Consider the following 9063-nt stretch of genomic DNA (forward strand, 5'->3'; position numbering starts at 1 on the left):
GAAACTCAGACTCGTTCTCTTGATCCTGTCGGTGGCCATGGCCGCGTCGTCTTTGCCGGCCGCGGACAAAAAGGGAGCGCCGGCGCCGGCGGAACTGAAGATTCACCCGAAGGTGTTTAGCTTCATCGCGGGTTGGCTTTCGGATGGGGAGAGCCCGATCGTGACGGAGATCAATCTCGATGCGGTGGAGGCGAGCACGAATCAGTTTCAGACCGACGAGGTGAAGCAGGAAAACGAATGGACGCGCTCGCCCAACAGTGACGGGAATGGCTTCCTGCGTTACCGCATCACGGAGCACAAGGGGAACCACTACAAGGTGGTCTATCAGAATAACGGTGGCGGCTCCTTGACGACGTCGGCAACGATCGAGTTCTCGGTGGAGAAGCGGGATGTGCGCGTCGATGGCAAGGCGAAGACGATGCGCGTGCTGCGGGTGCTTTCCATTGCGGGCAAGCCGTAGGAATTTTTACCACCAAGGCACGAAGACACGAAGGAAAGGGAATGGTCATCGTTTGAGGCGATGCCGTGCTCTCTCGACTTCGAGCCTTCGTGTCTTCGTGGTGAACACAACGGTGCCACTCCGGATTCCGTCTGCCGGCGGTGGCAACCGTTCGTGAGGGCAGGCGGCTACTTGCGGGCTTCGTTGATGAAGTCGCCGATGCGTTCCATGGCGGTCTTGATCTGGTCGAGGCTGGTGGCGTAGCAGCAGCGCACGAAGCCTTCGCCGCTCACGCCGAAGGCGGGACCCGGGACGCAGGCGACTTTCTTTTTCTCCAGCAGGCCGAGCGAGAATTCGCGGCTGGTGAGGCCGGTGCTGGTGATGTTGGGGAAGATGTAGAAAGCGCCGACGGGCTTGTGACAGGCGAGGCCGAGATCGTTGAAGGCGCGGACGATGTAGTTGCGGCGATGCTCGTATTCGCGGCGCATGGTCTCGACGCCGCGCGAACCGTGCTCCAGCGCCTCGATGGCGGCGTCTTGCGAGGTGGTGTTGGCGCAGAGGATCGCGTACTGGTGGATCTTCATCATCGCGTCGGTGAGGAACGCGGGTGCGCAGGCATAGCCGATGCGCCAACCGGTCATGGCGAAGGCCTTGGAGAAGCCGTGCAGGAAGACGCAGCGGTCGCGCATGCCGGGGAACGAGGCGATGCTCACGTGCTCGGCGTTGTCGTAGGTGAGCTCGCTGTAAATTTCGTCGGTGAGGACGATGAGATCGTGGTCGATGCAGAGGCGGGCGATTTTCTCGAGCTCGGCGCGGGTCTGCGTGGCGCCGGTGGGGTTGCACGGGAAATTGAGCATGAGCACCTTGGAGCGCTCGGTGATCCGCGATTTCAACGCGTCGGCGGTGAGGCGAAATTGATCCTCGGCGCGCGTGGGAATGGCGATGGCTTTGCCGTGGGCCATGGTGACGCTCGGCGAATAGCTGACATAGCACGGCTCGTGGTAGAGCACTTCGTCGCCGGGGTTGAGCATGGCGCGCAGGGCGAGGTCGATCGCCTCGCTGACGCCGACGGTGATGATGACCTCGGTGCGCGGGTCGTAGGCGACGCCGAAGTGCTTGTGCACGTAGCGGCAGATGGAGGTGCGCAACTCGGGCAGGCCGAGGTTCGAGGTGTAGTGCGTGCGGCCGTGCTCGAGCGAGTAGATGGCCGCTTCGCGGATGTGCCAGGGCGTATCGAAGTCGGGCTCGCCGACGCCGAGGGAAATGACTTCTTTTTCCTGCGCCACGATATCGAAGAACTCGCGGATGCCGGATTTAGGAACGTCGCGGATATGGTCCGCGATGTATTTTTTGGGAGACATGAAATTTAGGATTTAACAATTAACATTTAGGATTTGAGGGCAACGGGAGAGCCGCGCTTTTCCTCGCGAGAAGGGGGTTGCCGAACCGCGAGCGAGCGCGGCTACCGAGCTCGGGCGGCCCAAATCCCAAATGCCAAATGATAAATGCCAAATGCCTTCATGGCGTGACGGCGAGGCGCTCCGCCTTGATCTCGCGGGTAAGGGAGACGCCGTTTTCCTTGTAGGTCTTGAGGCGGAAACGGGTGGCGGTGGAGATGACGCCCTTGATGGTGCTGAGCTTCTCCGCGATGAAGGTGGCAATGTCCTGGAGGTTGTTGCCCTCGAGGATGACGAGGAGATCGTAGCCGCCGCTCATGAGATAGCAGCTCTGCACCTCGGAGAATTTCGCGATGCGATCGGCGAGGCGATCAAAGCCGCCGCCGCGCTCGGGGGTGATCTTCACCTCGACGACGGCGGTGACGATGGAACCGGAGACTTTCTGGGAATCGACCACGGCCTGGTAGCCCAGGAGCACGCCATCGGCCTCGAGCCGCGCGATGCGCTCGGCGACCACGCTCTCGGAGAGGTTCAGTTCGCGGGCGAGGTCCGCAACGGGAGTGCGGGCGTTTTGGCGGAGGAGTTGGATGAGTGGTTCCATGGACGGAATGGGAGGCCGAGCATACACAGACCGCGAGCGCGGTCAGGGAAAATCTCGCTGCCGGCCCGGAAGGTGGGTCAGCAAGCTTCGAGAAAGGCGAGGGCCTTGTCGTAGCTCTGGCGCTCGAGGAAGTGGGCGAGCTGGGGGTCGACCGGTGGCGGGAGCTGGCCTTGCAGGGCGAGAATTTGCTCGGAGACCGTGCGGAGGCGATGCAGGTGGTCGGCCGGGTCGCGGGCAAACAATTCACGGTCCGCGATGATCGCGAGCCGATCGCGGAGGGCGGTGGCGAGGGACTGCTGGATATCGGGCTGCGAGGGCATGGCTGAATTCTAGAGCGGGATGATGCGGTGTCTACGGCGAAGCGTTAGACCAAGGATACGCGGCAACGCGGATGGCTGCGCGTGCGACTGGCCTTTTCACTCCTCACGCCGCTCGGAATAGAGCTGCCGAGGACGCGAGATCCTTAAGCCTTCTTCGCCTTTTTGGGCTTGAGGCTTTCGGCGAGGAGCTGGCGTTCGGCTTCGAGCCAGTCGTGATGCTCGTCGCCGGGAATGCCATGAGCGCGGCGCTTCTCAGAAATGAAGTAGGCGCGCAGGGCGACGTCGTCCTGGGTATAGCGAGGCTTGGTGGTGGCGACGGTTTTCTTGGTGATCCGTCTGGCCTTGGTGAGGGGCGCCTTCGCTTTTTTGCCGGCAGGCTTGGCCTTCGCGGCGGGTTTGACGGTGCGCTTCACGGGTGTCGGGGCCGCGGGTGCGGCGCCGTTGAGTGCGGCGGGCTTGGTGGTGCTGTCGGTTTTCTTGGCCATAATCTACAAATGGTTGTGGAGATTGCCCTGGGGATAACCGCCTGCCCGAGAGCAGGAAGAAAGAACGACTCACGATACTAGCGGCTCGTTTGCCGGCGTAAATAATGAAGTTTTCCTGTCGACGGCAGTCTTCACGGTGTGGAGGTTGAATTGACACTGCGCACGGACGTTTTACGCTCAGCCTCCAATTATGTCCGATCCCACCGTTCCGTCTTCGCTTCCGCCTGAGCCGGCTTCCGGTCCCGCGGCCACGCCGCCCAGCCCGCCGCAACCGGCCGCCTCATCCGCAGCGGCAGACGCCACCGCAGTCCAGCCCGCAGCCGAAGGCACCGGTCTGCAGCCTCATCTTGCGGCCGCACTGGCCAGTTTCTTTTTGCTCATCGGAGGCGTTGTCTTTTTGGTCATTGAGAAAAAGGATCAGTACGTCCGTTTCTATGCGATGCAGTCCGTGTTTCTTGGCGGCCTCTGGATCGGGCTTTCCATCGGGCTCAGCATCGCCTATGCCATCTTGCATGGCGTTCCCCTCGTCGGCACTTTGCTCTGGCTGGCCAGTCTTTTCATCCGGATCGCGATCTTCGTGGGTTGGGTCGTCCTGGTGATCAAGGCCTTCAGCGGCAAGGAATGGGAGATCCCGTACCTCGGGAAGCTCGCCCGCCAGCAGTTGGCGCGGACACCCGCGGCGCCTTGAGTGTCGCGGCTCGAGCCGCCAATCCGTTGATCAGTTCCTTTCCGGCAAGCGACTTGCGATGTCGATCATATCGAGTGACGCCTTGTGGCGGACGATTTTGCCGGGAAAGCGGTCAAAAGTGTTGCTGCCTCCGAGATCCCAAGAATATCTTTGAAAGTTCATGTCATCGGTTCCCCGCGAGAAAATCTCCCAAAAATCCAATTACGCTGGGGACTTCGGGGTAGTCCTTAGGTCTTCCGCCCTGTTTTACTACCGGAATAAGAAGGCGTCCTTTTCGACGACTTTCTCGTTCCTGAATTATTGGAAGCAGAAGCGGGACCTCCAAGTGGCGATCATAGCATCGTTGCGAGACATGACTGGGCGTCTGTTCCGTCGGGAAGAGTTGAAGTTCGGCGACGGCGAGGTTTTGAACTACCGCCCCTGCGGGACCGACGAAGACTTTGAAGGCTCGGTCGAAATCGAAATCTTTAGCACGCAAAACCTCGTTATTCCTTACGCCGCTGTAATGGCTATCTATGAAACTCCTAAAGGAGTTTCGATCGTCCACAGTTATGGACGGGCGTACTCGACACATGAGATCGAAGAGGGGCGCACCATTACCCAAGGTGAGGAGGCCTGTTGGACGCTTCGCGATGATTCTGCGACACGTTCATTTGGTGTTTTTCACAACGGGCATCATCAATGTGAGAGTCAGGTGGTACAGTTACATGTTCGCAATGCGGCAAATGAGGCAAGAGACACGAAGATCACCCTACCCGCTCTGATGCCATACCAGACGGTCAAGATTGTGCCGGCCGAACACATTCCCGATTTGGTCGACTGGCTCGATGGGAAGCCCGGTCACGCTTCGATTTCCTTTCACGTGGTGGATGCCTTTACGCGGATGCTGATTGGGAACGAGAGAAACGACGGCAGTGATTTCCAAGTCACGCATTCGAATTTCAATTATTCGAAACACGAGACCGACCATGTGGAAGTTTCCGATCAAAAGGCCTACATGGTCGTTTTGCCGTTGCCTGGTATCGAACGCACTGTCGAAGTGTACCCGGATTGCGACCCCGGGGCATATACGATCCAATTCAGCGGCAAATCCGTGAGACATTCGACCGGACAGGCGACTTGGATTCCTCTTCCGCAGGAAAAGCTGACCCTTGAATTCCGAAAGGAATCCGGCGCTCTTCCCAGTCGAATCGTGACGTCGTTGGTTACATCGAAAGCGCCGGGCGTCCTTCCGAATGAATGCTCCTTGGGAATTGAACATCATCAGCGGCCTCGCAAACGGAGTACCTGGGGGTTGGCGTCCGCCCGGCCCGACGCGATAGGCGTTTTGTATCTTCACGCGATACCCCAAGTCTATGGAGAGATCGCGGACGATACGAAGATCACTCTCAAGCTGTTCAGCACCAGGAGCCACGAACCACTGGAAGCGACATTGACGGGGAAGGATATGCCGAGGCTGGAAAGAGGTATGCCTTGTGCCGAGATATGGCCGGGGGCCGGTGAGTTTTTGGGTGGGGATTTCGGCTACTTTACCGTTTCTTGTGAGTATGGGGGGCTCCTCTGCTATTCCAGCCTCGAGAATCGCTCCGGCAGCTTCACGATGGAGCATGCGTTTTAGATGAGTTCTCAAATCAGGGCCTTTGTCCGCTTCCTGATGGCCAAGGCCTTTCAGGGCGAGAGCTACGAGATCAAACCGGTTTGGATCGATCGCGCGCTGGCGGCCACCCTGGCCGATGCCCGGTATTCCGTCCGAGAGCGCGGAGATGAAAACATCATTGCGGAGATCGTCGCCAACGGGAACAGCCTGCCCGTCTTTTTTTACCGGCTGGGCCGCGAGATTCGCGAGGCGGAGGGTGCGGATTCTCCGACTCTTCCGGTGGTCCATGGGCTCATGCGCGAAGTCTGCAGCTGCGAGATTTATTTCTCCAACGTGATTGGCGTGGGGCTTCAGGTGATCCATGGTCTGGGGACGGTGATCGGTTCGCGCAATACGATCGGGAGGGGATTTCGCATCTACCAAGGGAGCACGGTGGGTCATCGCACCGTCGGTGAAGGAGGGGCAACCATTGGGAACGACGTCATCTTGTACGCCAACGCCTCGATTTTAGGACCGATCACCATTGGTGACGGAGTCATCGTTCGCGCCCAGACGATCGTGACTGCGGACGTGGACTCTCCGGAAAAATCGTCTTCCTGATCTCTGGTCCGGTTTGCGCCGCGGATGGCTACGGTGCCTTGATTGTCGCGGCCTGAGCCGTCAGCCGGTTGATCAGTTCGTCGGTGGAGAGACTGGCGATGTCGATCAACTCGAGCGCGGGCTCGCGGCGAAACCAGGTCATTTGCCGCTTGGCGTATTGCCGGGTGGATTGAGCGAGCGCCTCGGAGCATTGGGCAAGCGTGATTTCGCGGCGCACAAGGGCTCGCAATTCCCGGAGACCGAGCACTTGGCCTGACGTGGGGCCGAGCTCGCCGCAGTGGGACACCTCGTCGACGACACCGGCCTCAAACATGGCGGTGGTACGAAGGGCGATGCGGGCGTGGAGGGTTTCACGATCGAGGGTGAGGACGACGCCACAGCGGGGTGATGAATCTGCCGACCACTCTTCACGGAAGCTGGAGAAGGGACGACCGGTGAGCAGGCAGACCTCAAGTGCGCGGATGACACGGCGGGGGTTTTGGAGATCGATGGATGCGCTGCACGCGGGGTCGAGTTCGCAGAGATGCCGCTGGAGATCCGCCAAGGGACGAGCTTCAAGAGCAATGCGCAAATCGGGGTCGGCGCCGGGAAGGTCGGCGAGGCCACGCATGAGAGCGCGCAGATACAATCCAGTACCGCCGACGACGATGGGGATGTGGCCGCGCGCGCGGACTTGTGCGATGCGTTCATGGGCAAGGGCGAGGTATTGGGCGACGTCGAAGGATTGGCTAAGGGGGATTTCGCCGATGAGATGATGGGGCATGCGGGCGCGCAGTTCCGGTGAGGGCTTGGCGGTGAGGATGTCGAGGCCGCGATAAATCTGGAAGGCGTCCGCACCGATGATCTCGCCACCGCAGCGCTCGGCGACAGCCACGGCGATGGCGGATTTTCCGACAGCGGTAGGGCCAGCGATGATGAAGAAATTGGGAGGAGCGGGAAGCACGTGTTGGGACTGCGAAATAGGCGGCGGTTGGTCCGATTGACGTTGATGGAAGGCTGCATAAAAAAGAAGCCCACCGTTTCCAGTGGGCTTCTTGAAGTTGGCCTGCGGTTTTGGTTATCCGCGGTAGTTGGGTTCGCGCTCGGTGGTCTTGGCACCGCTGACGACGAGCTTGCGACCCATGAAATCCTTGTCGTGCAATTCGACCACGGCGCGCTTGGCGTCGTCGGTCGCGCTCATGGTGACAAAGCCGAAGCCCTTGGACTTCTCGTTGTATTTGTGGGTGACGATCTCGGCGCTTTTCACGACGCCGACGCCGTTGAAGAGCTCGAAGAGGTCGCTCTCGGTGGCCTCGTAGCTGAGGTTGCCGACGTAAAGTTTCGGCGAGGTGACCTCGACGGATTCGGGTTTACGTCCAGGCCGCGCCTCGCGCGATTCCTTGCGGGGCGCGGAGTTCGAGCTGGACTGCGTCCCGTTCGAAGTGGAGGGAGCGGGACGGAAAAACGAGACCAGCTTTTGCCAGAATGTCTTTTTTGCGGGTGGGGTTTGGGCGGGGCGTGCTGCGTCGTTGCGCGAGCGGGAGGGGCGGCGCGGTCCGCGGCCGGAGCGGCGGCCGGAGCCTCGCGAGTCGTTTGGTCTCATCGGAGTGATTATTTACGTTACGTGGTGTTGCGATGCCCGGGAAGCGCACGCGAGGTGCACGGATCCTGAAGGGGTGCCGGGCGCTCGTTCGATGGAGCGCTCTTCGGCCAGCCACTATGGGAAAACTTCGCCGGGGGGTGTGAGGTTGAGCCGCTGTCTGCCGCGTCCTTCCGAGCCGCCAGGGGCGCTGCAAACTAATGCGCCGCCACACTGGAATCAAACAACCGAGGAGGAGGAACAGGGCTATGTTCATGGATTCGGTTGTTGGCTGAGGGAAATACAAGCGCGCCAAGCCTTTGGCTCGCCCACACCCGGAAACTACGTAAGCGAGATTTCGTATTTCGCAAGGCCAAATGTGGCGATTCGGCGAAAGTCTCGGGGTTTTACCACGCAGGCTCGAAGACACGGAGGGGAAGGGCGGCGCTCCTATCCGACCCCATAACTTGGTGTCTTTGTGCCTTCGTGGTGAAACCAAGGGGTGACGGCAAAAAAGCGCGCTCCCTTCACGAGAGCGCGCTTTGAAAGTAGATCGGTCGACGCCGAAAAATCAGCGCATGAGCAGCACCGCACGGGCGCGCTTGATTTCGCGCGTGATCTTGCGGTGAAAATGCGCGGGCATGCCGGTAAGGCGGCGGGGCAGGATCTTGCCGCTCTCGGTGACGAACTTCTTCAGGATGTCCGGGTTCTTGTAATCGAGCGCCTCGAGGGCGATATCGATCCGGCGCCGCGGCATGGTGCGGTTGGCCTTACGGAAGTTGGAACGGCGTTGCGGAGTCTTGGGTTGCATGACGTTTACTTGGTTTCCCGATGGAGCGTGTGGCGCTTCAAGTTGGGATTGTATTTCTTCTTTTCGAGCCGGTTCGGTGTGTTCGGGCTCTTCTTGTTGCGCGTGGAGATGTAGCGCGAGACGGGTTTGCCCTCAGCTTTCGCTTCGGTGCATTCGAGGATGATGAATTCGCGGGCCATGGCGGCTTTATTCCTTAGGTTCGCTGACCGTTTCTTCTTCTTCGTTTTCCGCCGGCTCTTCGTCGGTCAGGCCGAAGAGTGAGGTGACGGGGACGCGGGCGCGGGTGACTTTGCCCTGCTTCTCAATTTGGGATTGGCATTCGACAGTGTAGCGCGCGAACGGCAGCGCCTCGAGGCGGGGGTGCGCGATCGGCTTACCGCTCATTTCGCAGATGCCGTAGGTGCCGAGGTCGACGCGCTTGAGCGCTTCCTCGATCTCGTAAAGGGCGTCCTGTTCCTGGGAAAGGAGACTGAGGGCGAAATCGCGGTCGTAGGCGTCGCTGCCGGCGTCGGCCTGGTGCATGCCGAACGCGCTGGCCTCGCTGCCCTCGGCGCGCTGGCGGAGGTT

General features: G+C 60.2%; 13 protein-coding genes. 4 read left to right on the plus strand and 9 right to left on the minus strand.

Translation table 11 applies throughout. The features are described from left to right. Nucleotides 1-460: hypothetical protein (locus ABJF10_RS26035; RefSeq protein WP_348547546.1), on the plus strand; the 460-nt coding region annotated here is incomplete at its 5' end. A 167-nt stretch (nt 461-627) separates the two neighbouring features. On the opposite strand, the gene ABJF10_RS26040 is transcribed toward ABJF10_RS26035, so the two are convergent. The 4 genes from ABJF10_RS26040 to ABJF10_RS26055 form a co-directional block, all read right to left on the minus strand. Continuing rightward, complete coding sequence (locus tag ABJF10_RS26040) at nt 628-1800, minus strand: aminotransferase class I/II-fold pyridoxal phosphate-dependent enzyme (protein WP_348547547.1); 1173 nt, start codon at nt 1798-1800, stop codon at nt 628-630. 157 nt (nt 1801-1957) lie between these two features. Continuing rightward, entirely contained in the window at nt 1958-2437 is a 480-nt protein-coding gene (locus ABJF10_RS26045) for an Lrp/AsnC family transcriptional regulator (RefSeq protein WP_348547548.1), read from the minus strand. Between the two features lie 77 nt (nt 2438-2514). Then, the gene (locus ABJF10_RS26050; protein WP_348547549.1) at nt 2515-2757 is read right to left on the minus strand and encodes a hypothetical protein; all 243 of its coding nucleotides are present in this window, start codon (nt 2755-2757) and stop codon (nt 2515-2517) included. A gap of 143 nt (nt 2758-2900) precedes the next feature. Further along, nucleotides 2901-3242, minus strand: a complete 342-nt coding sequence (locus tag ABJF10_RS26055) for a DUF2934 domain-containing protein (RefSeq protein WP_348547550.1) — start codon at nt 3240-3242, stop codon at nt 2901-2903. Nucleotides 3243-3432: 190 nt separating this feature from the next. On the opposite strand from ABJF10_RS26055, the gene ABJF10_RS26060 reads away from it, so the two are divergent. The 3 genes from ABJF10_RS26060 (at nt 3433) to ABJF10_RS26070 (ending at nt 6127) form a co-directional block, all read left to right on the plus strand. Next, nucleotides 3433-3930: a hypothetical protein gene (locus ABJF10_RS26060; RefSeq protein WP_348547551.1), complete on the plus strand. Its 498-nt coding sequence runs from the start codon at nt 3433-3435 to the stop codon at nt 3928-3930. 160 nt (nt 3931-4090) lie between these two features. After that, entirely contained in the window at nt 4091-5548 is a 1458-nt protein-coding gene (locus tag ABJF10_RS26065) for a hypothetical protein (protein WP_348547552.1), read from the plus strand. Next, nucleotides 5549-6127, plus strand: a complete 579-nt coding sequence (locus ABJF10_RS26070) for a hypothetical protein (protein WP_348547553.1) — start codon at nt 5549-5551, stop codon at nt 6125-6127. A 28-nt stretch (nt 6128-6155) separates the two neighbouring features. Here the strand turns inward: ABJF10_RS26070 and miaA are convergent, their stop codons facing one another. The 5 genes from miaA to ABJF10_RS26095 all read right to left on the minus strand — a co-directional run. Beyond that, nucleotides 6156-7070, minus strand: a complete 915-nt coding sequence (gene miaA / locus ABJF10_RS26075) for a tRNA (adenosine(37)-N6)-dimethylallyltransferase MiaA (protein WP_348547554.1) — start codon at nt 7068-7070, stop codon at nt 6156-6158. A 114-nt stretch (nt 7071-7184) separates the two neighbouring features. Then, nucleotides 7185-7709 (minus strand): RNA-binding protein, encoded by a 525-nt coding sequence (locus ABJF10_RS26080; RefSeq protein WP_348547555.1) that lies wholly within the window; start codon nt 7707-7709, stop codon nt 7185-7187. A gap of 547 nt (nt 7710-8256) precedes the next feature. Then, the gene (rpsR, locus tag ABJF10_RS26085; protein WP_348547556.1) at nt 8257-8496 is read right to left on the minus strand and encodes a 30S ribosomal protein S18; all 240 of its coding nucleotides are present in this window, start codon (nt 8494-8496) and stop codon (nt 8257-8259) included. A gap of 5 nt (nt 8497-8501) precedes the next feature. Further along, nucleotides 8502-8675 (minus strand): 50S ribosomal protein L33, encoded by a 174-nt coding sequence (gene rpmG, locus ABJF10_RS26090; RefSeq protein WP_348547557.1) that lies wholly within the window; start codon nt 8673-8675, stop codon nt 8502-8504. A 7-nt stretch (nt 8676-8682) separates the two neighbouring features. Further along, a partial coding sequence (locus ABJF10_RS26095; RefSeq protein WP_348547558.1) for a TraR/DksA C4-type zinc finger protein occupies nt 8683-9063 on the minus strand: 381 nt, incomplete at its 5' end.

Source organism: Chthoniobacter sp., from assembly GCF_040003245.1.
Taxonomy (GTDB): Bacteria; Verrucomicrobiota; Verrucomicrobiia; order Chthoniobacterales; family Chthoniobacteraceae; genus Chthoniobacter.

What these genes read in the sequence shown, in the direction of transcription:
- rpsR (WP_348547556.1), bottom strand. Translation starts at nt 8,496, where the DNA reads ATGCAACCCAAGACTCCGCAACGCCGTTCCAACTTCCGTAAGGCCAAC.
- ABJF10_RS26055 (WP_348547550.1), bottom strand. Translation starts at nt 3,242, where the DNA reads ATGGCCAAGAAAACCGACAGCACCACCAAGCCCGCCGCACTCAACGGC.
- ABJF10_RS26070 (WP_348547553.1), top strand. Translation starts at nt 5,549, where the DNA reads ATGAGTTCTCAAATCAGGGCCTTTGTCCGCTTCCTGATGGCCAAGGCC.
- ABJF10_RS26065 (WP_348547552.1), top strand. Translation starts at nt 4,091, where the DNA reads ATGTCATCGGTTCCCCGCGAGAAAATCTCCCAAAAATCCAATTACGCT.
- ABJF10_RS26045 (WP_348547548.1), bottom strand. Translation starts at nt 2,437, where the DNA reads ATGGAACCACTCATCCAACTCCTCCGCCAAAACGCCCGCACTCCCGTT.
- ABJF10_RS26080 (WP_348547555.1), bottom strand. Translation starts at nt 7,709, where the DNA reads ATGAGACCAAACGACTCGCGAGGCTCCGGCCGCCGCTCCGGCCGCGGA.
- ABJF10_RS26040 (WP_348547547.1), bottom strand. Translation starts at nt 1,800, where the DNA reads ATGTCTCCCAAAAAATACATCGCGGACCATATCCGCGACGTTCCTAAA.
- ABJF10_RS26050 (WP_348547549.1), bottom strand. Translation starts at nt 2,757, where the DNA reads ATGCCCTCGCAGCCCGATATCCAGCAGTCCCTCGCCACCGCCCTCCGC.
- ABJF10_RS26060 (WP_348547551.1), top strand. Translation starts at nt 3,433, where the DNA reads ATGTCCGATCCCACCGTTCCGTCTTCGCTTCCGCCTGAGCCGGCTTCC.
- rpmG (WP_348547557.1), bottom strand. Translation starts at nt 8,675, where the DNA reads ATGGCCCGCGAATTCATCATCCTCGAATGCACCGAAGCGAAAGCTGAG.